General features: G+C 51.2%; 15 protein-coding genes. 9 read left to right on the forward strand and 6 right to left on the reverse strand.

What is annotated here, in order from left to right; all coding sequences use genetic code 11:
* Positions 1-99 precede the first annotated feature (99 nt).
* Positions 100-699 carry a Crp/Fnr family transcriptional regulator gene (locus HMPREF9141_RS05335; RefSeq protein WP_007367523.1) on the reverse strand — a complete coding sequence of 200 codons (600 nt, stop codon included), beginning with the start codon at positions 697-699 and terminating at the stop codon, positions 100-102.
* Positions 700-732: 33 nt separating this feature from the next.
* On the reverse strand, positions 733-2,514 hold the full coding sequence (gene lepA, locus HMPREF9141_RS05340) for a translation elongation factor 4 (RefSeq protein WP_007367524.1): 1,782 nt from the start codon (positions 2,512-2,514) through the stop codon (positions 733-735).
* 173 nt (positions 2,515-2,687) lie between these two features.
* Here lepA and HMPREF9141_RS05345 point away from each other — a divergent pair, with 173 nt between their 5' ends.
* From HMPREF9141_RS05345 to HMPREF9141_RS05380, 8 genes are all read left to right on the forward strand, one after another.
* Complete coding sequence (locus tag HMPREF9141_RS05345) at positions 2,688-3,092, forward strand: DUF8479 domain-containing protein (RefSeq protein ID WP_007367525.1); 405 nt, start codon at positions 2,688-2,690, stop codon at positions 3,090-3,092.
* Between the two features lie 167 nt (positions 3,093-3,259).
* Positions 3,260-4,777, forward strand: a complete 1,518-nt coding sequence (locus HMPREF9141_RS05350) for a Y-family DNA polymerase (RefSeq protein ID WP_007367526.1) — start codon at positions 3,260-3,262, stop codon at positions 4,775-4,777.
* Entirely contained in the window at positions 4,774-5,199 is a 426-nt protein-coding gene (locus tag HMPREF9141_RS05355) for a hypothetical protein (protein WP_007367527.1), read from the forward strand. The genes HMPREF9141_RS05350 and HMPREF9141_RS05355 overlap by 4 nt, the downstream gene beginning before the upstream one ends.
* An 888-nt stretch (positions 5,200-6,087) precedes the next feature.
* The gene (locus HMPREF9141_RS05360) at positions 6,088-7,200 is read left to right on the forward strand and encodes an MORN repeat-containing protein (RefSeq protein ID WP_007367529.1); all 1,113 of its coding nucleotides are present in this window, start codon (positions 6,088-6,090) and stop codon (positions 7,198-7,200) included.
* Positions 7,201-7,240: 40 nt separating this feature from the next.
* Positions 7,241-9,334, forward strand: a complete 2,094-nt coding sequence (locus HMPREF9141_RS05365) for an alpha amylase C-terminal domain-containing protein (protein ID WP_007367530.1) — start codon at positions 7,241-7,243, stop codon at positions 9,332-9,334.
* 5 nt (positions 9,335-9,339) lie between these two features.
* Positions 9,340-10,296 (forward strand): hypothetical protein, encoded by a 957-nt coding sequence (locus HMPREF9141_RS05370; protein ID WP_007367531.1) that lies wholly within the window; start codon positions 9,340-9,342, stop codon positions 10,294-10,296.
* 215 nt (positions 10,297-10,511) lie between these two features.
* Entirely contained in the window at positions 10,512-11,309 is a 798-nt protein-coding gene (locus HMPREF9141_RS05375) for a DUF5715 family protein (protein ID WP_040554301.1), read from the forward strand.
* Between the two features lie 945 nt (positions 11,310-12,254).
* The gene (locus HMPREF9141_RS05380) at positions 12,255-12,806 is read left to right on the forward strand and encodes a 30S ribosomal protein S16 (protein WP_007367534.1); all 552 of its coding nucleotides are present in this window, start codon (positions 12,255-12,257) and stop codon (positions 12,804-12,806) included.
* Positions 12,807-13,109: 303 nt separating this feature from the next.
* On the opposite strand, the gene hutI is transcribed toward HMPREF9141_RS05380, so the two are convergent.
* The 4 genes from hutI to ftcD form a co-directional block, all read right to left on the reverse strand.
* Positions 13,110-14,354, reverse strand: coding sequence for an imidazolonepropionase (gene hutI / locus HMPREF9141_RS05385; RefSeq protein ID WP_040554303.1), 1,245 nt, complete (start codon positions 14,352-14,354; stop codon positions 13,110-13,112).
* Positions 14,355-14,471: 117 nt separating this feature from the next.
* The gene (gene hutH / locus HMPREF9141_RS05390) at positions 14,472-15,953 is read right to left on the reverse strand and encodes a histidine ammonia-lyase (RefSeq protein ID WP_007367536.1); all 1,482 of its coding nucleotides are present in this window, start codon (positions 15,951-15,953) and stop codon (positions 14,472-14,474) included.
* A 35-nt stretch (positions 15,954-15,988) separates the two neighbouring features.
* Positions 15,989-17,998 (reverse strand): urocanate hydratase, encoded by a 2,010-nt coding sequence (hutU, locus tag HMPREF9141_RS05395; protein ID WP_007367537.1) that lies wholly within the window; start codon positions 17,996-17,998, stop codon positions 15,989-15,991.
* Positions 17,999-18,176: 178 nt separating this feature from the next.
* A complete protein-coding gene (gene ftcD / locus HMPREF9141_RS05400) occupies positions 18,177-19,880 on the reverse strand; it encodes a glutamate formimidoyltransferase (RefSeq protein WP_007367539.1) in 1,704 nt (567 codons plus the stop codon).
* A gap of 1,047 nt (positions 19,881-20,927) precedes the next feature.
* Between ftcD and HMPREF9141_RS05405 the strand changes: the two genes are divergently transcribed.
* Complete coding sequence (locus HMPREF9141_RS05405; RefSeq protein ID WP_040554305.1) at positions 20,928-21,491, forward strand: DKNYY domain-containing protein; 564 nt, start codon at positions 20,928-20,930, stop codon at positions 21,489-21,491.
* The last annotated feature ends 420 nt before the right edge of the window (positions 21,492-21,911 follow it).

Genomic DNA, 21,911 nt, shown 5'->3' on the forward strand with positions numbered 1-21,911 from the left:
AGGATAGGCTCGGCAGGCGGCGTGCCAAGAAAGAGAGGACAGACGGGACAGGGGGCTCATCGGACGGGAATGGCAATGCAGGACTTCCCGGGCGCAAGCTTAGTCATCCAGCAGTGTTGACGAACGGACACGGCTCAAGGTCTCGGGAGTCATCTGCAGATAGCTGGCTATATAGACCAGCGGAGCGCGTAGGACAACCTGCGGGTTGAGTTTGCACATCCGCTTGTAACGTGCCTGTGCCGTCTCAAAGCGTACGAGGTCGGCGTGGATCTGTGAGGTGATGAGGCTCTCTTCCAGTATCTTACGGTAGAGAATCTGAATGTTCACATTGTGGAGAGCCACCTGCTCCAGTTTCTGTTTGGGCAGTGCATATACCTGTGTCGGCTCCAACGCTTCCACCTGCAATCTCGTAGGTTCTTCACGGAACAGGCTCTCGATGCACATGAAGATGGTCCTGTCTTCTCCCAGGTGCTCGGTAATCTGCTTTCCGTTCTTGAAGTAGAACTGGCGTATAAGCCCCCGCTCTATGTAATAGAAATGGCGGCAGGTCTCCCCTTCACTCAGAATCATCTGTCCTTTGGCGAATTTCATGGGCACAAGGATACTTTCCAATACGTCCAGTTCGTCATGGGTCATCGTACTGTATTTCCGTGCAAGTTCACGTGCTATATCTCTTGTGTCGTTGACCAATTCTTTCATCTTTCCTTTCCTTTCTTGTTTCTCTTTTGTCTTTTAGTCCAGCTTCAATACGGCGAGGAATGCTTTCTGCGGGACCTGTACGTTCCCGATCTGCTTCATGCGCTTCTTGCCTTTCTTCTGTTTCTCCAGCAGTTTACGCTTGCGGCTGATGTCACCTCCGTAACACTTGGCTGTCACATCCTTCCGTACCTGTTTTACGGTCTCGCGCGCCACGATTTTGGCACCGATGGCCGCCTGGATGGCGATGTCGAACTGCTGGCGTGGAATCAGGTCCTTCAGTTTCTCGCACATCCTTCTGCCGAAGACGACCGCATTGCTCTCGTGCGTCAGGGTGGACAGGGCATCGACCGGCTCTCCGTTCAGCAGTATGTCGAGTTTCGCCAGCTTCGACGGTCGGAACGAGTCGATGTGATAGTCGAAGGAGGCATAGCCCTTGGAAATGCTCTTCAGTTTGTCGTAGAAGTCAATCACGATCTCGCCCAGAGGAATCATGAAGATGAGTTCCAGCCGGTTTCCGCTCACGTAGTTCTGACTGACGAGTTCACCTCTCTTATCGAGGCAGAGCGTCATGATGGGGCCGATATAATCGCTGGAAGTGATGATGGAAGCCCGGATGTAAGGCTCCTCTATATGGTCGATCATCGTCTGGTCCGGCAGTCCGGACGGGTTGTGGACCTCCTTCACGTTCCCCTGTTTGTCGTAAACCTTATAGCTTACATTAGGAACGGTGGTGATGACATCCATGTTGAACTCACGGTCGAGCCGCTCCTGGATGATCTCCATGTGGAGCAGTCCCAGAAAGCCGCAGCGGAAGCCGAAGCCCAGTGCCTGCGAACTTTCAGGCTGGAAGGTGAGCGAGGCATCATTGAGCTGCAGTTTCTCCAGGGAGGCGCGGAGATTCTCATAGTCGTTCGGGTCGATGGGGTAGACGCCTGCGAAAACCATCGGCTTTACTTCCTGGAAGCCCTCAATCGCCTGCCGGCAGGGATGCACGATGTGGGTGACGGTATCGCCTACCTTCACCTCGGTAGCGTTCTTGATACCCGAGATGATGTATCCTACTTCGCCGGTAGACAGCTGTGGGGCAGGTACCATATCCATCTTCAGCACTCCCACCTCGTCTGCCGTATATTCCATCCCTGTCTGTACGAACTTTACTTTGTCGCCTTTTCTTATGACACCATTCTCTACCTTGCAGAGTGTGATGATGCCCCGGAACGAATTGAAGATGGAATCGAAGATGAGCGCCTGCAGCGGTGCCTTCACGTCTCCTTCAGGTGCCGGAATCCGCTTGACGATGGCTTCGAGAATCTCCGGTACGCCCTCACCTGTCTTGCCGCTGGCCCGGATGATGTCTTCCGGATCACATCCGATGAGGTCAACGATTTCATCTTCTACCTCCTCCGGCATGGCATTGGGCATATCTATTTTGTTGATGACAGGGATGATTTCCAGATTGTGGTCGATGGCCATGTAAAGGTTGGAGATGGTCTGGGCCTGTACGCCCTGTGTCGCGTCCACGATGAGCAAAGCCCCTTCACATGCGGCAATGCTTCGCGACACTTCATAGGAAAAGTCAACGTGTCCCGGCGTGTCAATGAGGTTCAGTACATATTTTTCCTTGCCTGAAGTGTACTCCATCTGGATAGCATGGCTCTTGATGGTAATGCCGCGCTCACGCTCCAGATCCATATCATCGAGCATCTGCCCTTCCGTGATCTTGATTGTCTGTGTGTATTCAAGTAGGCGGTCGGCCAGAGTTGACTTTCCATGGTCGATATGGGCAATGATGCAGAAATTTCTTATGTGATTCATCTATTTGTCTCTGTTTTCAAAGTGCAAATATACTCATTTTTGCCGAGAATTGATAACGGGAAAGTAAGAAATTGACTATTTTTTGTTAACTTTGCAACGCATATACGAGGTGGGATGACGTGTGAATAAACAGCTTTACACAGCTTTCCCGTCCCCGCTTTAAGATCCGTCGAATGAGAAAGAAACACTTGCTTTATACAGTTGCTCTGCTGCTTGCTTTCTCCTCCTGCCATCGTAGCCTGGAGGACAGGGCGGCACGAGAATGTAAGGAATATACGGAGAGAAAATGTCCGACACCTGATGTGAACAACACGAGGATGGACAGTATGGTGTTCGAACCGTCGTCCCGTACAATCCATTATTATCATACGCTGCTGGGGGTTGCAGACAATGAGAAGGCCGTCACCTCGAAAAAGGCAGAACTGCGGAGAGCTCTGGGCGAAGCCTTGAAGGCTGACCCGGGGACAAAGGGATACAAGGATGCCGGCTTCAGTTTCCGCTATACTTATCACTCAGAGAAAGCTCCTTCGAAGGTGTTGTTTGATGTGACCTACACGGCGAAAGATTATCAGCGTTGATTACGGGAGTCGGGAAAGAGCTAAAGGTGTTGAAGGAGGTAAGCCATTGCTTTCATCTGCTGATGTGTAGGAGATGTCCGGACGGAGCGGAGATGTTGTCGGCTTGATTCCTTTGACTTCTTCCGGCTCTCTAGTTCTTCTAGCTGCTCTAGCTTTCAGTACCAATTATGTATTCATCAGAATCCTCATCCACAAGAACCTACATTGCCATAGACCTCAAATCGTTCTATGCCAGTGTGGAGTGTGCCGAGCGTGGACTTGACCCACTGACCACCCATCTTGTCGTTGCGGATGTCAGCCGGACGGAGAAAACGATCTGCCTGGCCGTATCGCCCTCGCTGAAGGCATACGGCATCCCCGGACGCGCACGTCTGTTTGAGGTGGTGCAGCACCTGCGGGAGGTCAACGGCAGGCGGAGTTCCTTGGCAGGAAAAGCCTTCACGGGGAAGTCATACGATGCAAAGGAACTGGAGCGGCATCCCGATTGGGAAGTCGATTACATTGCGGCAGTCCCGAGGATGGCGCATTACATCCGGCAAAGCGCACGGATATATGAGATTTACCTGAGGTATATCGCACCGGAGGATATCCATGTCTATTCGATCGACGAGGTATTCATCGATGCCACGTCGTATCTTTACAGTTACAGGATGACGGCGCATGAGCTGGCAAGGAAGATGATCCGTGACATATTGCGGGAGACAGGAATCACGGCGACGGCAGGCATCGGTACGAATATGTATCTCTGCAAGGTGGCGATGGATATTGTCGCCAAGCATATCCCTGCCGACAAGGACGGTGTGCGCATAGCCGAACTGGACGAGCAGAGCTACCGGGAGAAACTTTGGAGTCATCGGCCGCTGACCGACTTCTGGCGTGTCGGAAGGGGAATCGCACAGCGGTTAGACGCATACGGTATTGACACGATGGGGAAGATTGCACGCTGCTCCATCGAGCAGGAAGAACTGTTCTACCGGCTCTTCGGTGTCAATGCCGAACTTCTTATCGACCATGCCTGGGGCTGGGAACCTTGCACGATGGAGATGGTGAAGGCCTATCGCCCGGAAAGCAATTCGATGAGCAGCGGACAGGTGCTGCAGGCGGCTTACCCCTTCCGCAAGGCGAGGGTCGTCGTGCAGGAGATGGCGGATGCCATTGCCCTGGACCTTGTGGAGAAGCGTTGTGTGGCAGGCCAGCTTGTCCTCTCTGTGGGGTACGACCGTGAGAGCCTGACCTCCCCGGCAGGCTGCGGATATGCCGGTCCGGTTTCTGTCGACTGGTATGGGCGTAAAGTTCCGAAGAGCGTCCATGGCACAGCCCGTCTTCCTCACTTCACATCTTCCTCACAGCAGATCGGTAAAGCTGTCCTTGCCCTTTATGATGAGATCGTAGACCGCAGACTGCTCATCAGGAGGCTGAATATCTCTGCCAGTCATGTGATCCGTGAAGCACAGATGAGGCAGGCGGCCGGGCCTGTCGAACTGGAGCTGTTTGCGGATCATGAGATGGAGGAAAAGAAAAGACAGGCCGAAGCGGCACGGTATGCCCGTGAACGGAGGATGCAGGAGACCATCATCAACATCAAGCACAAGTTCGGCAAGAATGCCCTGCTCCGGGGCCTGAACTTTGAAGAAGGCTCTACGGCAAGGGAACGAAACGGACAGATAGGAGGGCATAAGGCATGACAGACAATTATGATGACATTCTCCATCTTCCCCATCATGTTTCGAAGCGGCATCCGCAGATGAGCCTTTATAACCGTGCAGCGCAGTTCGCACCCTTTGCCGCTCTTGCCGGATACGGAGAAGCGATCGCCGAGACGGCGCGTCCGACGGTGTCGGAAATGGAACTGGAGGAGGATGGCCGCCGCCTGCTCGACCGGAGACTCATCGAACTCGCCACACGTCTGGCAGGGCATCCGGTCGTCTCGATCACATATTTCCAGCCGGATGCACGTAAGGCCGGCGGAACTTATGTGGTCGCAAAGGGAGTCGTCAAGGAGATTCATGACGATGGACGCATGATACAGATGGAGGATGGCGGGCTGATTCGTATCGATGCCATTGTTGCGCTGGAAGGCGATGTCTTCCTGCCAGATGAAGGGTAGCAGGCGCGGGCGTCGTCCATTCCCGGTAACGGGAGCCCTTTCCGCCCTGGCCATCAGAGCGCAGGCTTCCCTGTATCAGCACGCAGCTGTTTGTACAACGCTTTTCATGGGTTATTGACAGGTTGGTATAAAAAAAAGTTTCTTCCGTTAAATGCGTAGATTGGAAGGTTAAAGGCTTATGCGCTTGCACGGTATGGCCGTCCAGAATTGGCTGGTATTGCAAAGGAGGTTGAATGGCAAGATAAAATGCAGTAAAGGCGAATTGATGCGATGCCTGTCCATCAGCAGGTCTTTCCGTCTTCTACAGACAACTTATTCCTCTGTCATCGGTGTTTGTAAACTGTTTTCATGCAACGCAAGGCAACACATGCCCTTTTAGCTTCTAAAAGATGCCTGATTGACTTGCAAGGGATGCTCTTTTAGCGCATTACTAACGCCCTTTTGAAGTCCAATTAAGCACCTTTTAAAAACGGATTGACAACCAATTGATTTACTGCTGGTTGCAGACTTGCTTTTTGCACGTGTCTTTTTATATTTGCAGATGATTTGCTTGAAATTATGTAATGACTTTTCAAAACTTTATCTGTATTTGAAACGTATTAAAACGAAAGGTCTTTTGTATCGGAGGAGATGATGATAGAATAGCCAGCCAAGACAGTCTTGGCTATGTTTTTGTCGAATGAACCACTTCGGTTCTTCCGTTAAAGCTATACGGAAAACATCCGCGCATTTAACGGAAAAACCCTTTTTATAAACTTAAAGATAAAATATCTACGCATTTAACGGAAGAACCTTAAAAAAGATTTATAAATTTGTTGCTTTCATTGGAAATAAGTATCTTTGCATTAAGGTTATATTCAACTTTACACGGACTTAAAACCGAATGACGTGAGAAATAGACATATCATCATATTGTTGCTTTTTATCCCCTCCTGTCTCTTTGCGCAAAAGATTGAAATAGGGAATTGTACGACGAGAGACGGAGGCAGCTACCATGGGCAGATGTTCCGGGGGAAGCCGAACGGAAGGGGGAAAACCACCTATAAGAAAGGCAATGTCTATGAGGGCGAGTATATGAAAGGGCTGCGGCAGGGACAGGGGACTTATACCTTTGCCGATGGTGAGAAATATGTTGGACAGTGGTTTCAGGACCAGCAGCACGGACAGGGTGTTTATTATTTTTCCAATGGCAACCGCTACGACGGCCTATGGTATAAGGACTATCAGCAGGGACAGGGGACGATGTATTATTACAACGGTGACAAGTATGTCGGCAACTGGGACCATGACAAGCGCAGCGGAGACGGAAAGTATATCTTTGCCAATGGCGCTTTCTACGATGGCGCATGGAAGAACGACATGAAGAACGGACATGGGCGGTTCTGCTGGCCGGACCACTCCTCATTCACGGGAGACTGGGTCAACAATCTGAAAGAGGGAAAGGGCATCTACATCTATGCGGATGGGGACGAGTATAACGGCGAATGGAAGAATGACCTGCAGAACGGAAAGGGAATCTACAAGTTCAAGGACGGCGAAAGCTATGAGGGAGAATATGTGGATGGCGAACGTACGGGGCAGGGGATTTTCCGCTACAAGAACGGTGACCAGTATTCGGGGCATTTCCTGAAAGGTCTCAAGTCCGGCTTCGGTACGATGTCGTGGCACAACGGCGACATATACACCGGCTATTGGGAGAAAGGAGTGCAGAACGGACAAGGCAAGCTGACGAAGAAAAACCAGGATGTCTATGAAGGACAGTTCAGGAACGGAGTTGTCGAGGGACTTGTCATTATCCATTATGCCGACGGAAGCAAGTTCCGGGGCAGCTATCACAATGGAAAACGCAATGGAAGTGCCGTCGAGGAGTCGGCAGAAGGTGTCCGCTTTGAGGGCAGTTACAGGGACGACCGCCGCGACGGAAAGTTTATCGAACGGGACAGGAACGGGAAGGTGACCGCAAGCGGCCACTATGAGAGCGGGAAGCGCTATACGAATTAGGCTTCATAAAATATAACAACAAACATAAAGCTTTTTCACCATGGTAACAAAGAAGACCACAACCAAGAAGGCTCCAGTCAAGAAGGCTCCAGCCGGAAAGACGAAAGTTAAATGTACGACCGAGACCGCTCACATAGGTCTCGTAAGAGACGATGCCTATCTGGCTCCTTATGAGGATGCGATACGCGGGCGGCACGAGCATGCCTTGTGGAAGATGAATGAGCTTACGCAGCATGGTAAGCTGACACTCTCAGACTTCGCTAACGGTCATGATTACTATGGCTTGCACCTTACACCAGATGGCTGGGTGTTCCGTGAATGGGCACCGAATGCAACGGCGATTTACCTTGTCGGCGACTTCAATGACTGGAAGGAGGAGGAGCCCTATCTGTGTCATAGACTCGAAGGGACAGGAGACTGGGAGCTCACCCTTCCGCGCAAGGCGATGCAGCACGGACAGTTCTATAAGATGCGGGTACACTGGCAGGGTGGAGAAGGCGAACGGATTCCGGCCTGGGCGCAGCGTGTCGTACAGGACGAGACGAGCAAGATATTCTCCGCACAGGTATGGGATCCTGAGAAACCATACGTCTGGAAGAAAAAGACCTTCAGGCCCAAGACTTCTCCCCTGTTGATTTACGAGTGCCATATCGGTATGGCACAGGATGCTGAGAAAGTAGGCAGTTACAACGAGTTCCGCGAGAAAGTGCTGCCGCGGATCATCAAGGACGGATACAACGCCATTCAGATTATGGCGATACAGGAGCATCCTTATTATGGCAGCTTCGGTTATCATGTGAGTTCTTTCTTCGCAGCCAGTTCGCGTTTCGGCACGCCCGAAGAGCTGAAGGCCCTGATCGACGAGGCGCACAGAAACGGCATTGCCGTCATCATGGACATAGTCCATTCTCATGCTGTCAAGAATGAAGTCGAGGGGCTGGGCAATCTGGCTGGCGACCCCAACCAGTACTTCTATCCCGGCGACCGCCACGAGCATCCGGCATGGGATTCACTTTGCTTTGACTATGGCAAGGACGAGGTGCTCCACTTCCTCCTTTCCAATTGTAAGTACTGGCTGGAGGAATACCATTTCGACGGTTTCCGCTTCGACGGTGTGACTTCCATGCTCTATTATAGTCATGGGCTGGGAGAGGCTTTCTGCAACTACGGTGATTATTTCAACGGGCACGAGGACGACAATGCCATCTGCTATCTTACACTGGCGAACTGCCTTATCCATGAGATCAACAAGCATGCCGTTACCATTGCCGAAGAAGTGTCGGGTATGCCCGGACTGGCAGCGAAGTTCGAGGATGGCGGCTATGGCTTCGACTACCGTATGGCCATGAATATCCCTGACTACTGGATCAAGACGATCAAGGAACTGCCGGATGAGGCATGGAAGCCGTCGTCCATCTTCTGGGAGATAAAGAACCGCCGTGTAGACGAGAAGACCATCTCCTACTGCGAATCACACGACCAGGCACTGGTAGGCGACAAGACCATCATCTTCCGTCTGATAGATGCCGATATGTACTGGCACTTCCGCAAGGGCGACGAGACCGAGATGGTACACCGCGGCATAGCCCTGCACAAGATGATACGGCTTGCCACGGCAGCGGCCATCAACGGAGGTTACCTGAACTTCATGGGCAATGAGTTCGGTCATCCGGAATGGATAGACTTCCCGCGGGAAGGAAACGGCTGGGGCTATAAATATGCCCGCAGACAGTGGAACCTGGTGGACAACAAGGAACTGTGCTACCATTATCTCGGCGATTTCGACCGAGAAATGCTGGCGGTGATCAAGAGTGAGAAGAAGTTCAACGAGACCCCTGTCCAGGAAATCTGGCACAACGACGGCGACCAGATACTGGCCTTCAGCAGGGGAGAGCTTGTCTTCGTGTTCAACTTCTCGCCGACACGTTCCTATTCTGACTATGGCTTCCTGGTACCGGAAGGGGCTTATCATGTCGTATTGAACACTGATGACAAGAAGTTCGGCGGCTATGGTTTTGCCGATGACTCCGTCGAGCATTTCACCAATCCGGATCCGCTTTATGCCGACCAGCATAAGGGCTGGCTCAAACTCTATATCCCTGCACGCAGTGCTGTCGTGCTGAGAAAGAAATAAGCGTGATGATGGAAAGTAAGTTCATGCGTATAGTCTGTTCGGTGCTGTTCTGTACCTTCGCTTTCTGCTACTTGTTCTTCTTTCAGGCGGATGTAATGACGGTCACGCAGCATCTGGCTTCGGGCGGACAGACCTTCTACAGTCCTTTGCCGGGAGCTGTCCTGATTACCTTCACCCTGAAACTGTTGCAGACAGGTGTCAGTTCGCTGGCGAAATTATCCAAACGAGGCTTTGCATTGACTTACTTTCCATCTTTCCTTTTTCTGACGATCCTGTCCGATATACGTCCCTCTGCGGAGGGTGTCACATTCGGCGCCTGGCTTTGGACGGCTCCGTTGCTGCTTGTCGCCTATGTGCTGGTAGTGGCTGCGGTCAGGCGTTATGAGCCGTACGAACCGGAACTTCGGAGTTGCGGTCCGCTCTCTCAGCTGACTTGGAACAGTCTGCTTATGTTCCTGGTGTTCATTCTCTTCACTGGGGTCTTCAGCAATACAGACAGATGGTTCCATCAACGTGCCAGAGTGGAAGCCTTGATTGACCGGAAAGACTATTCCGGTGCATTGGATGTTGTAAGGACGATGCACCGTGCCGATTCTGTAATCTCTATGCTGACGGTCTATGCCGTGGCACGCCGGGGACATCTGGCAGACAGCCTCTTTTATTATCCGCTGGTGGGTGGAGCACATATACTCCGTCCGGGAAAGGTACATTCCTGGCTGCTGCCGGACAGTATTCTGTTTAAAGTGACGCGCAATTCGGCAAATTACCAGCTGACAGGATTCCTGCTGGATAGGAATCTGCATGACTTTGTGCGGTATCTCCCACAGTATTATCCTGTTGACTCATTGCGTCCGACCTATTATCGGGAGGCCTGTCAGATCTTCGCTCTCCGGCAAAAAGGTTTAAAGCTGAAGACTCCCTACAGGTCCGGAAGTTATGCGGCATACTATTATGCACGATGAACAGCGGCTGTCCGGACAGTATGATAGCTTTGCCAAGTCAGCAAGGCAGTCATCGGATCAGAGCCTGCCATAAGGTACTCCAGACTCCGTATGGCGAGAGGGGGAGCGCAGCTCTCCTCCGTCCAGCCCTTTTATAGAGAGACAGGGAGGAATACGCCATAAGGTGTTGCCGCGACAGTCCGACATCCACCGGTTTATGAATTATATACATGACAATGAATCGAAAATCAAAGATAACAAAGAAGCGTTTTTTGTCGGGTTTCATCATCATCACACTCTTTCTGGCCGTCATCAGGCTGCTGTTCCCGTCTATTGCACGGGATAAAAGACAGGGGCGATATGCCGGGGAGGTGAGGGAGAAGGCAAAGAAAGAGAGGATAACAGATTCGGTCAAGGTCACATCGCAGTCTACGTTACGGCGCATGCAGCTGTCGCACTTCTTCAATGCTGACGGCTCACTGAAGAAAAACAGAATAGTAGGCGTGCGGGATTATGACGAGAGCTTTCCCGACTCCCAGCCTCAGCAGCTGGATGCCGCTTTGCGCTATGGGGTGAAACCGGTTGCCAGTCGCACGGATGCCGAGAAGCGGAAGAATGAACTGGTCTATATTGGAAGCAACCCCTATTACGACATGAAGAGGCTGAACAGCAGCGTGCCTTATCTTGTCCCGCGTGCGGCCATACTGCTTCAGGACATAGCACGCAACTTCATGGACAGCCTGCAGACGAAAGGAGTACCCTTGAACAGACTTCTGGTATCAAGTGTGCTGAGAACGAAGGAAGACGTGGAGAAACTCCGGCGGCACAATCACAATGCAACGGAAAACAGCTGCCATCTGTATGGTACGACATTCGACATCGCCTATAACAAATATGCGTCTATCACCCGTCCGGTACGGAATGATACGCTGAAGTGGGTGTTGAGCGAGGTTCTGAACGATCTCCGTTCTCAGGGACGCTGCTTTATCAAGCATGAGAAGCATCAGGGGTGTTTCCATATCACGGTAAGATAGTAGTTCCGCATTTTCTTTCGCTTATGGTAATTCTGGAAGTCTGCATAGAGGGCTTCCTGTTTTTTTGATGAGCCTGTTTTTCGGTTCTTCCCTTAAATGCGTGGAGGCTTTCCGTATAGCTTTAACGGAAGAACCAAAGCTATTCATTAAACAAAAATATAGATAATACTGTCAACTGTCTGTTCTATTATCCTCCTCCGATACAAAAGCCTTTTCATTTTAATTCGTTGGAAATACAGATAAGATATTGAAAAGTCTTTTACATAATTTCAAACAAATCAGCTGCAAATATACAAATACGTGCGAAAAAAACAGGTTCGCAACCGGCAGTAAATCAACAGGTTGTCAAGCCGTTTCAAAAAGGTGCCTGATTGGACTTCAAAAGGGCGTTAGTAATGCGCTAAAAGAGCATCCCTTGCAAGTCAATCAGGCATCTTTTAGAAGCTAAAAGAGCATGTGTCAGCTTGGGTTGCATGAAAACAGTTTACAAACACCGGTGATATGGGGATAAGCTGTTTGTAGCAGATGGAAAGACATGCTGATGGATAGACACAGTATCAATTTGCCTTTTTAGCGTCTTATCCTGTAGTTTTTCCTCCTTTGTAAGGCCATTTGATTTTGAATGGTGATACCCTGCAAGTGTATAAGCCTTTATTCTATTCCCAATCTACGTATTTAACGGAAGGACCCGTTTTTCTCTCTGTTCTGAAAGAGGGGGACGGACAGGGAAGACCAGATGTAGTCCGGGGAAGAATGAGGACGATGATTTGAAGGCATCAGTGGACGCCGATGCCCATGCGGCCTTTTCCATGCGTTTTTTCGGAGACGGCTTCCATATAGTCGTCGGATTATTTGGCAGTTAGAGAAAAAGAATGTACCTTTGCAGCCGCTGTCACGAGTTGACGGCATTAAATTCAAACCTTTAAAAGTATTTATTAAAAGATTATGGCAACAAAAATCAGATTGCAGCGCGGCGGTCGCAAAGGCTATGCCTTCTACAGCATCGTAATCGCTGACGCTCGTGCACCACGTGATGGTAAGTTTACTGAGAAGATTGGTACTTATAACCCGAATACCAATCCAGCCACAGTAGATTTGAATTTTGATCGTGCACTTTACTGGGTCGAGACCGGTGCTCAGCCGACAGACACGGCACGCAACATCCTCAAGGGTGAAGGTGTCTACATGATGAAGCATCTTCGTGGCGGTGTCAGGAAAGGCGCATTTGATGAGGCTGCATGCCAGCAGAAGTTCGATGCCTGGAAACAGGCAAAGGTCGCAGCTGTTGAAGCTGTAGAGAAGAAAGAAGCTGACAGCAAGAAGGCAGTAGCTGCAAAGAACCTTGAGGCAGAGAAGAAGGTCAATGAGACGATTGCCAAGAAGGTTGCAGACAAGAAGGCTGCCGCTGCCGCTGCAAAAGCCGAGGCTGAAGCTGCAAAGGCTGCAGAAAATGCTGCTGCCGAGTCTCCGGCAGAGGAAGCACCGGCAGAAGCCTAACCCCATACTCGGTGATAGGAATCTGGTCCATAGTCCCGCAAGAGACTATGGACCTTTTCTTTTTCGTACAATCGGAAGATTTTTTTCATGCAAGGTGGAGGAGACATCCTGCCTGATACAGGAAGTTGTCGGACAAGGGGGACTTTCCGGGCACGGAGCTATGTGCATGAAAGCGAAGGCTGCCGTAGAAAGACAGGAAGAAACTAAGGGGCGACTGCTTTTATGCGGATATGCCCATATTCTGCGTCTTGAATCTACTTATAATGAACTTGCATAACTGGTGTCAATCATGCTGGAGAGTGTTTATACGTATTCCTCACCTTGCAGGAAAACCCGGTCTATGACAGGTGTTGTATAGGCATAGGGAATAAACTCGATGGAGGGTATCGGATCTGTAATGAAGAAGTTGGCTGTTTTTCCACGCATGACAGACCCGTATTCTTTGCTCAGCCCCATGGCATACGCCCCATTCAGGGTTGCGGCATTGATGGCTTCTTCCGGCAGCAGGCGCATCTTGATGCAGCCGAGGGAAACAATGAATTTCATGTCTCCCGAGGGGGTAGACCCCGGATTATAGTCGCTGGCAAGGGCGAGCGGCAGTCCTGCATCTATCATCTTGCGTCCCAAGGCAAACGGCATATTCAGGAAGAAAGAGGTCCCAGGAAGTGCGGTGGGCATGGTCCGGCTGTTTTTCAACAGCTGTATCTCAGCTTCTGTCATACTCTCCAGATGGTCTACGGACAGGGCATTGTGCTTCACCCCGACTTCGACTCCCCCCGACGATGCCAGCTCGTCGGCATGGATCTTCGGGCGCATCCCATATTCGGCGCCTGCTTTCAGAATCCGTGCGGTCTCTTCTGGTGTAAAGAAGCCGGTATCGCAGAAGACATCGATGAAGTCTGCCAGTTTCTCTTTTCCTACTGCAGGTATCATCTCGTGGATTATCAGATCCACGTATTCTTCCTGCCTCCCTTTATAGGCATGCGATACGGCATGTGCGCCGAGGAAGGTCGCCACGACTTTCAGCCGCGTCGTCTTTTTGATTCGACGGATGACACGAAGCATCTTCAGTTCATCCTCCGTATTAAGTCCGTAACCGCTCTTTATCTCGACGCAGCCCGTCCCCTTCCGGATGATTTCATCCACACGGCTCATCGCCTGCTGATACAGTTCTTCCTCATCCATTTCATGGAGGCGGTCGGCGGAATTAAGGATACCGCCTCCCCGCCGGGCTATTTCTGCATAGCTGAGGCCGCGGATCTTGTCGATAAACTCCTGTTCACGGCTTCCAGCATAGACGATATGCGTATGCGAGTCGCACCAGGAAGGGAGGACGGCACCGCCTTTTGCATCAATGACCTCCGCTTTGTCAGCGGGAGATGGACAATCGTCCATCTTTCCATAATCCTTGAATCGTCCGTTTTCTATGATGAGATAGGCATTGGGAAGCGTTTCCAACGTTCCCATTTCCTTCCCTTTCAGACACCTCTTGCTTCTGGAATCGATGCCTGCAAGTATTCCGATGTTGATGATGAACAGCCTTTTCATATTGTGTGTTTGTTGTAAGCGTATATGTTGATGCGGACAGGACAGGAAGAAGTCCCCCTCATCTACCTTTGCAGGGGAAAGGGCAGACGAGGGGATATGATTCCTGTCGGCCAAGGATTATTTCCGGAGAAAATCGACCGACCGGGCGATATAGGGAGCCATGAACTCGTCGGTGTCAATGAAAGGAACCTCCTCACGATAAGCCTTGTGGACGGCCTCGATCGCAGGTGAAGACTTCAGCGGGCGGCGGAATTCAAGTGCCTGTGCTGCATTGAAAAGCTCGATGGCAAGCACACGCTCGGTGTTCAATACGACTTGATAGAGCTTGGTAGCGGCATTGGCACCCATGCTGACATGATCCTCCTGCCCCTGTGAAGATGGGATGCTGTCTACTGAGGCCGGTGTGCAGTAGGTCTTGCTCTGGCTGACGATGGATGCCGCTGTGTACTGCGGAATCATGAAACCGCTGTTCACGCCGGGTTTTGCCACGAGGAAACTCGGCAGGTTACGAGTCCCCGAGACGAGCTTGTAGATACGTCTTTCGGAGATATTACTCAATTCGCACAAGGCGATGGCAAGGAAGTCCATCGGCTGTGCGATAGGCTCACCATGGAAGTTCCCGGCGGAAATGACAAGGTCGTCGTCCGGGCAGACGGTGGGGTTGTCCGTAGCGGCATTGACCTCGATGTCAATCACCGATTTCACATAGGCAATGGTATCTTTCGATGCGCCATGCACCTGCGGCATGCAGCGGAAGGAGTAGGGATCCTGTACGTTTACTTTCGGCTGCCTGATGAGTTCGCTGCCTTCGAGGAGTTCCCGTATCCGTGCTGCCGTGTCAATCTGTCCCTTGTGGGGACGTACAGCATGTACAGCATGGGTGAAGGGTTCTATCCGTCCGTCGTAGGCTTCGAGCGACATCGTACCGATGACATCGGCCCATTGGCTCAGCCTTTCGCTCTGCAGGAGTGCCCATGCGGCAAAGGCATTCATGTTCTGTGTACCGTTGAGCAGGGCAAGTCCTTCCTTGGATACCAGTTCAATTGGATTCCATCCCATCCTCTTCAAAATATCGGCTCCCGAGAGGATTTCCCCCTTATATTCTACTTCTCCCATCCCGATAAGCGGCAGGGAAAGGTGTGCCAGCGGGACAAGGTCGCCGGATGCGCCCAGCGATCCCTGCATATACACGATGGGGTAGATGTCATTGTTGAAGAAGTCTATCAGCCGTTCGACCGTCTGCAGCTGGCAGCCGGAGTAGCCGTAGCTAAGCGACTGGATCTTGAGCAGCAGCATGATCTTCACGATCTCGTTGGGAACACGGTCGCCTACACCACAGGCATGGGACATGACAAGGTTCTTCTGCAACTGTGACAGACTGTCTTTGTCGATGGATATTTTGCAGAGCGAACCGAAGCCGGTGGTCACGCCGTAGATAGGGGTGTCCGATTCTATGATCTTTTTGTCAAGATAGGCTCTGCACCGGATAATCCGCTGGCGGGCATCTTCTGAAAGCTCAAGTTTCGTACTGTCTTTGATGATTTCACCGATTTGTTCGATTGTCAGGTGTGCGGCACTGATTTGATGAATATTGTCCATATTTTTTATAGATTAGAAAAAAAGATCCCGTTTGATTAGAATGCGGCATTGATCGTATCGTCATCAACAAGGTTGGGCAGGGTGACGCACAGGCCGGGTGTGCGTTCCATCTCCCGTCGGATGGCATCCATCGATCCTTTGTTGCGTGCCCAGCTGCGGCGGGCGATGCCGTTGTTGACATCCCAGAGGAGCATCTGGCGGATATGGCGGTCAGCCTCTTCACTGCCGTCGATTACCATACCGAAGCCGCCGTTGACGACCTCTCCCCATCCGACACCGCCACCGTTGTGGATAGATACCCATGTCGCTCCGCGGAAGGAGTCGCCGATGACATTCTGTACAGCCATGTCGGCACAGAACTGGGAGCCGTCGTAGATGTTGGAAGTCTCACGGAAAGGCGAGTCTGTACCGGAGACATCATGATGGTCGCGGCCGAGAACTATCGGACGTGTGATTTCTCCTCTTCGTATCGCTTCATTGAATGCCAGGGCTATCTTCGTACGTCCTTCACAGTCGGCATACAGGATCCGTGCCTGCGAGCCGACGACAAGATGGTTTCTGCCGGCCTCTTTTATCCAGTGGATGTTGTCGTCAAGCTGCCCCAGAATGTTTGGCGTGGCTGTCTTCCTGATTTCTTCCAACACGGCTGTCGCTATGCGGTCGGATGTCTCCAGGTCCCGGGGATCGCCCGATGTACATACCCATCGGAACGGGCCGAAACCATAGTCGAAGAACATCGGCCCCATGATGTCCTGCACATAGGACGGGTAACGGAACTTTCCGTCCGGACGCAGTATGTCGGCACCGGCACGGCTTGATTCCAGGAGGAAGGCATTGCCGTAATCGAAGAAATACATGCCTCTTGCTGTCAGCTTGTTGATGGCGGTTACCTGACGGCGCAAGGAAGCCTGGACTTTTTCCTTGAACAATTGCGGCTCATCGGCCATCAGCCGTTTTGATTCTTCCAGGGATAGTCCGGCAGGGTAGTAGCCGCCTGCCCACGGATTGTGCAGGGAAGTCTGGTCACTTCCGAGGTCAACGTGTATCTCCTCCTCTGCCAGTCGTTCCCAGAGGTCGACTACATTCCCCACGTAAGCCATGGAGACCGTGCGTTTCTCTTCGACAGCTTTCAATGCGGCCGGAATCAATTCATCAAGTGAAGTATGCAGTTCGTCCACCCATCCCTGTTCATAACGTTTCTGTGCTGCAAGCGGATTGATTTCAGCCGTGATGCTCACGACACCGGCGATGTTGCCCGCCTTGGGCTGCGCACCGGACATTCCGCCCAATCCGGATGTGACGAAAAGCATTCCCTTGATGCTTTTCTCCCCTTTCTCCAGTCGTTTGCGGGCTGCATTCAGAACGGTGATCGTCGTCCCATGTACAATCCCCTGAGGCCCGATGTACATATAGGATCCGGCCGTCATCTGCCCGTACTGGCTGACCCCCAGCGCATTGTCGCGCTCCCAGTCATCCGGTTTGGAATAGTTCGGTATGACCATACCGTTCGTTACTACCACACGCGGCGCATTCCTGTTTGATGGGAAAAGACCGAGCGGATGGCCGGAATACATGACCAGTGTCTGTTCGTCTGTCATTTCGCTGAGATACCTCATCACCAGCCGGTATTGTGCCCAGTTCTGGAAGACGGCTCCGTTGCCGCCGTATGTAATCAGTTCATACGGATGCTGCGCAACGGCCTTGTCAAGGTTGTTTTGTATCATCATCATGATGGCGGCAGCCTGTTCCGACCGGTGTGGGTATTCGTCTATGGGACGTGCATACATCTCATAAACGGGTCGCAAGCGGTACATATAGATGCGTCCGTATTTCCGCAGTTCCTCTGCAAACTCCGGTGCCAGTACCGCATGGAACTTCCTGGGGAAGTAACGCAAGGCATTTCGCAGGGCGAGCCGCTTCTCTTCAGGTGTGAGTATGTCCTTGCGTTTCGGTGCGTGATTGATGGTGTTGTCGTATGGCTGTGGTTCAGGCAGGCGGTCGGGTATGCCGGCGCGGATGTCTTTGATAAATTCTTCTTTTGTCATAGTTGTTCAGGTGTATTGTTTGCTTTTTATGGATAGAGGCAGCACTTCGATGCCGTCTCCCAGAAGGTCTCGTGCCCTGACAGGACAGATGAATAGAGTGTCTGTCCTGTCCGTTGAAGTCAGATCCACCTTATTATATAGCGGAACTCCCTCCATTCTGTATAAAGGGCGGATTCCGTCAGAGCTTGGCTTCTACGATCTTCATGATCTCTGTTTCCGCCTCCTTGGCCTGGGCGATCAATGTGTCGGCTTCGGCAACCAGTCTGTCAGCGGTTTCCTTGTCTTTCAGTCCGGAGGCATTGATCTTCACGTTCAGTCCGGCTCCCAGCACTGCCGCGCGGGCGGCCAGCACGCCTACGCCGGCATCCGAAACACTGTTGGGATTTCCCTCTTCCGCCATGGCACGGCATAGTTCGAAGACTTTGAAAGATGCCTGCATGGTGTGCAGAGGTACTTCGGTGGCAAACAGGGTGGCTTTCTGTATGGCGGCTGACCGGGCTGCTTTTTCCTCTGCTGTCTCTTTGGGCAGGCCGAAGGCAGCCATGATGCGGTTGAAGGCCTCAGTATCTTCATCGACCAGTACCATCAGTTCCTTTTGGATGGCCTGTCCTTTTTCCGCCCAGTTGCTGAACTCCTCCCAGCGTGCATCCCATCCGGGCTTATGGCTGGAAAGGTTGGCTACCATCGTCCCGAGCGCAGCCCCCAATGCGCCCATATAGGCCGAGATGGTGCCGCCGCCGGGGGCAGGCGACTCACGGGAAGTCTCTTCGGCGAACTCTTTGACTGTGAGGTCGATGAGTTTTGGCGTTCTGTCGGCATCTTCCAGCAGATATTCTATCACCTTTTCACGAGGATTGAAAGGTTTGAGGTCATCAAGCCCCATTGACTTGATGGCGATCTTCAGGATGTCTTCTTCAGGGATACCCGTCGACCGGTTCTGCTTCTTCAGGAAATAAGTGCCTGCTTCAAGGAGCGTACGTTTGGGTATCAGACCGACGATCTCCGTGCCCGTCACACGGATGCCGCGGTTCTGTGCACAGCGGCACACCTCGTCGAAAGCCTTGTGGAGCGGAGTGACATTGATGTCGGTGATGTTCATGGATACCTGTGCTATCCCATATTCGTCAATGTACCAGCCGATGGCCTTTGTCGCCTTCAATGTGCCTGGCAGCATGATGACCTCACCGTTTTCATCTTTCATCGGTTTGCCTACGGGCGAACCGCCTTCCCGCTTCGGACGACCTTTCTCTCTCACGTCAAAGGCAATGGCATTGGCACGTCGCGTCGAGGTGGTATTGAGGTTGAAGTTGGTGGCAATCAGAAAGTCACGTGCACCGACGGCTGTACACCCGGTCCGTGCCATCTGCTCGTCCCACTTGCGTGCTCCGTAGTCGGGAGCTTCGGCGGCGACGTCCATGCGTTTGGCCAGTGCCTCATACTCTCCCTCGCGGCATACGGCAAGATTCTTGCGCTCGGGCGTCCCGGCAGCGGCTTCGTAGCAATAGCAGGGGATTTCGAGCTCTCCGGCAATTCGTTCAGCCAGCTGACGTGCAAGGGCGGCACATTCTTCCAGCGTGATGCCTGATACCGGGATAAGAGGAAGAACATCGGTTGCCCCCATCCGCGGATGTGCGCCGTGATGCTGCCGCATATCAATGAGCTGTGCGGCTTTCTTCACGCAGCGGAAGGCTGCTTCCATGACGGCCGACGGCTCGCCTACGAAAGTGACGACTGTGCGATTGGTTGCCTCTCCCGGATCCACATCCAGGAGTTTCACGCCTTCCACTCGTTCCACTTCATCGGTAATCTGTCTGATTACCTCCTTGTCACGTCCTTCACTGAAGTTAGGGACACACTCGATGATTTGTTTTTCTCGTACCATATTATTCACATAGATTTATGTTTTCAGACTGTTTAGGTTTTCGTGTGCTAATTTACGAATTAGTTTCTGTTTTACAAAACTTTTTCATATAAAACTGTACTTTCAGCCCTTGTCGGATGGTCTTGTGAATGATGGACGGCACCTGACCCTTTGTCGGGACTTCCTTTTCTGTCTTGTCAATGTGCAGGTGTCTGTTGAAATTTTTTTTTAATGACTGCCGTCGGCTAACTTTTTGGGTTCTTCCGTTAAATGCGTAGATTGGAATGAAGGTTTATGCGCTTGCATGGTATGACCGTCCAGAATTGGATGGGCTTACAAAGGAGAAGGAGGATGAACTGCAAGATAAAATGTAGAAAAGGAAAAATGATGCGCCGCTTGTCCATCAGCAGGTCTTTCCGTCTTCTACAAACAACTTATTCCCCGATCATCGGTATTTGTAAACTGTTTTCATGCAGCGCAAGGCAACACATGCCCTTCTGGCTTCTAAAAGATGCCTGATTGACGTGCAACAGGTGCTCTTTTAGAGCCTTACCAACGCCCTTTTGAAGTCCAATCAGGCACCTTTTTGAAACGGCTTGACAACCAATTGATTTACTGCTGGTTGCAGACTTGTTTTTTGCACGTGTTTCCTATATCTGCTGATGATTTATCTGAAATTATGTAATGGTTTTTCAAAACCTTGTCTGTATTTTCAATGTATTAAAATGAAAAGGCTCTTGTATCGGAGGAGGATAACAGGATAGACAGCTGACGGTCTTGGCTATGTTTTTGTTTAGTGATTAACTTCGGTTCTTCCGTTCAAGCTATACGAAAAGCATCCACGCATTTAACGGAAGAACCACTTTTAAGTTTTATCGGGCAATGATCCTTCCTTGTGAAATGTCCTGAAGACAAGCCCCGGAGTACAGGTGCCGAGGGGAAATGGAGGGGGAAATGTATGTGAAAAGTATGGATTTCCCCTTTCATTTTTAGGACAATCCCATGCTGACTGTCAGAAAATCCTATTATCTTTGTAGCCTGAAGATAAACAAAAAAGAAAGTATAAATATGAAAAAGAAGAACCTTGATAGCCTCCGCCACGGTTGCATCGTCTTCATGGCGGCTTTTTCACTCAGTGTCCCGGCACAGTCTACCCGTCAGGTACAGCCTTATTCTTTTCAGCAGAAAGGCGTTTTCTACGGCAGGCAGCCGGTTGTCGGAATTGACATGTCGACTTTCGTCGATCTCGGTTATGGATATGCCAAGGACCGGTACAATGTTTATTTTGAAGGCCGCATCCTTCCTTTCGTCGATCCGCTGACCTTCCGTCTGCGGATTCCTGGAGGCATCTATCCTGATACTTATCCATCCTTTCCCGATGAAGGATACAATCCTTATTACCAGGAAGGATATATGGTGACTTCCAATGCGGTACTCTTCAATGGCAAGAAAATCAGCGACAATCCGCGGAGTTTCCGGGACTTGGGATGGGGATACGGCAAAGACAACTTCGAAGTCTATTACATGGGCAGGAAGATTGAAGGAGCCATGAACTCCAGTTTCAAGGTTCTCAAGGATGGATATGCTGAAGATTCTTTTGAAACCTATTACAGAGGAAAGGTCGTGAAATAGGAAGGACTTGTCAGAATACGGATCCTCTTTTGAGGGACTTACCGTTTAAGGTGCATACACGTCTTACAGCGTGGCCTTTCGGCATTCTGCCGGTTCTTCCGTCGGTATCCTGTTCATCCAGTCTCCCGCAAAGACAAAATGCAAGCGACAGCCAGCTGAGCAAAATAAACCAAATCGTTTGTAAGGACGGGACAGCTGTACCATGTCTAATAATATATGGACAGAGTCGTGAGGATGATCCGGAGCGGAGAATAGAAAAGCCCATTTCAAAACTCGTTTGCGAGTGGAGAAATGGGCTTTCCTTTGTCTTTTGGCGTATCGCAACATACAGATTGGAAGTCGTCAAACCGTCGATTGGTATTCTGACACTGCCTCTCTCGTAGGGAATGTGTCAGACAGGCTGTTGCCGACCTGTCCGAC

The sequence above is a fragment of the Prevotella multiformis DSM 16608 genome (assembly GCF_000191065.1).
Classification (GTDB): Bacteria; Bacteroidota; Bacteroidia; order Bacteroidales; family Bacteroidaceae; genus Prevotella; species Prevotella multiformis.

What these genes read in the sequence shown, in the direction of transcription:
- hutH (WP_007367536.1), bottom strand. Translation starts at nt 15,953, where the DNA reads ATGGACAATATTCATCAAATCAGTGCCGCACACCTGACAATCGAACAA.
- HMPREF9141_RS05405 (WP_040554305.1), top strand. Translation starts at nt 20,928, where the DNA reads ATGAAAAAGAAGAACCTTGATAGCCTCCGCCACGGTTGCATCGTCTTC.
- HMPREF9141_RS05335 (WP_007367523.1), bottom strand. Translation starts at nt 699, where the DNA reads ATGAAAGAATTGGTCAACGACACAAGAGATATAGCACGTGAACTTGCA.
- HMPREF9141_RS05355 (WP_007367527.1), top strand. Translation starts at nt 4,774, where the DNA reads ATGACAGACAATTATGATGACATTCTCCATCTTCCCCATCATGTTTCG.
- HMPREF9141_RS05380 (WP_007367534.1), top strand. Translation starts at nt 12,255, where the DNA reads ATGGCAACAAAAATCAGATTGCAGCGCGGCGGTCGCAAAGGCTATGCC.
- HMPREF9141_RS05370 (WP_007367531.1), top strand. Translation starts at nt 9,340, where the DNA reads ATGATGGAAAGTAAGTTCATGCGTATAGTCTGTTCGGTGCTGTTCTGT.
- hutU (WP_007367537.1), bottom strand. Translation starts at nt 17,998, where the DNA reads ATGACAAAAGAAGAATTTATCAAAGACATCCGCGCCGGCATACCCGAC.
- HMPREF9141_RS05345 (WP_007367525.1), top strand. Translation starts at nt 2,688, where the DNA reads ATGAGAAAGAAACACTTGCTTTATACAGTTGCTCTGCTGCTTGCTTTC.
- HMPREF9141_RS05365 (WP_007367530.1), top strand. Translation starts at nt 7,241, where the DNA reads ATGGTAACAAAGAAGACCACAACCAAGAAGGCTCCAGTCAAGAAGGCT.
- ftcD (WP_007367539.1), bottom strand. Translation starts at nt 19,880, where the DNA reads ATGGTACGAGAAAAACAAATCATCGAGTGTGTCCCTAACTTCAGTGAA.
- hutI (WP_040554303.1), bottom strand. Translation starts at nt 14,354, where the DNA reads ATGAAAAGGCTGTTCATCATCAACATCGGAATACTTGCAGGCATCGAT.
- lepA (WP_007367524.1), bottom strand. Translation starts at nt 2,514, where the DNA reads ATGAATCACATAAGAAATTTCTGCATCATTGCCCATATCGACCATGGA.
- HMPREF9141_RS05375 (WP_040554301.1), top strand. Translation starts at nt 10,512, where the DNA reads ATGAATCGAAAATCAAAGATAACAAAGAAGCGTTTTTTGTCGGGTTTC.
- HMPREF9141_RS05350 (WP_007367526.1), top strand. Translation starts at nt 3,260, where the DNA reads ATGTATTCATCAGAATCCTCATCCACAAGAACCTACATTGCCATAGAC.